Here is a 1,449-nt window from a genome sequence, read left to right on the forward strand (position 1 = left end):
TATGTTGAAAGAAATAAACGAAATTATTCATGGCGTATCTGATGCGATGACGAAACTCGCCGACGCGTGGTGGGTGAAGTCCTTTTTTTCCGCCTTAGGTAGCGGCGCTATTTGGCTGATACATCTTAAACACGTTCAAGTCTTGGGCGTGTTTATTTTATTAGTATTAATTGACCTTACTACTAAATGGAGCGCGATTACTTATCAGATGTTGCTTGAAAAAGGGGCAAAGCCAGAGAACATATCCGGCTTTGATAAGTGGATAGCTATTCCGGTAGCGTTCGCCGAGGGGCGTGTGTCATCGCGCTTTTGTCGGAACGGCTTTTTTTATAAGCTGTTGACCTATACCATTGCCACGGCGGCTGGGTTCTGTTGGGACTTCATGACCGGCGCAGGTTTCGCCGTCAATCTCGTGTGGATGTACTTGGGCGCATCTGAATTTTTATCTATTCTGGAAAACATGCGTGACGGCGGAAACGTCGTTATGGGGCGTTTTTTGGATCTCGTGAAAGACAAAGTCGAAAAGAAAATTAAGATGTGAAAGGAGAGAATGAACGATGAAGGTATTTATTAATCCGGGTCACGCTCCGAATGGCGTGCCGGATCCGGGGGCGGTCAATCCGGTAACGGGGGATCGTGAATGTGATTATGCTTTAACTTGCGGCGAACAGTTGAGGGACTATCTCATTGCCGCCGGTTGCAAGGCTGCTATGCTCCAGTCCGACAGTTTGAGCGAAATATGCGAAACTTCGAACGCGTGGGAAGCTGACGTTTTTGTGTCTATCCACTGTAACTCATTCAACACGATGGCGAGAGGCACAGAGACGCTTTATAAGTCGGAATCGGGAAAAGTATTAGCCGAATGTATTCAATCTCAGATTATTAATTCGATTGATACGCTTGACCGTGGAATTAAGGAGCGAGACCGTCTCTGGGTACTCAATGCTACCAATGCGCCAGCCGTATTAGTTGAATTAGCGTTCATCGACAACGCAAATGACCTTGAATTGCTGAAAACGCAGTTAAACGCCTTTTCTGCGGCAATTGCGCGCGGCGTGACTGATTATGCCAGACGGTGAATAAAAGCCTGTAAAACACGCTAATTTTCGTGACGTTTTTAAGCGAAGGAGCGGCAAAAGTACGATGTAGGAAAATCATGTATTTTTTCATAGGTGGCGAGGGCCGCTAGGAAAAAATAACGGTTTTTTCATAGGTGGTGACGGCAGTTGTTTCCAAAATGGAAATATCTGCTTTTTGATTTAGGGGGTTGTTTTTTCAAAGTATGTTAAAATGTGAGCAGGTGAACGCGACAAGTCTACGCGAGGAGTCGCAAAGGCCTTGCTTATCTATGCGAGCGGCAAGGTCTTTTTTGTGTAATGTGATATAATGTAATTGAATAGCGGTAATCCTACGGGGGAGCCGCGGGGACTTGCCTACGTGGATGAGTAC

Annotated in this window: 2 protein-coding genes; both read left to right on the forward strand. The window is 46.0% G+C overall.

The features are described from left to right. Nucleotides 1-541, forward strand: a 541-nt coding sequence (locus KIB08_RS06910; protein ID WP_303991228.1) for a phage holin family protein, incomplete at its 5' end; no start/stop codon positions are given. A 16-nt stretch (nt 542-557) separates the two neighbouring features. Then, entirely contained in the window at nt 558-1,079 is a 522-nt protein-coding gene (locus tag KIB08_RS06915) for an N-acetylmuramoyl-L-alanine amidase family protein (RefSeq protein ID WP_303991230.1), read from the forward strand. Nucleotides 1,080-1,449: the final 370 nt, after the last annotated feature.

This window comes from Negativicoccus succinicivorans (assembly GCF_018372215.1).
Classification (GTDB): Bacteria; Bacillota; Negativicutes; order Veillonellales; family Negativicoccaceae; genus Negativicoccus.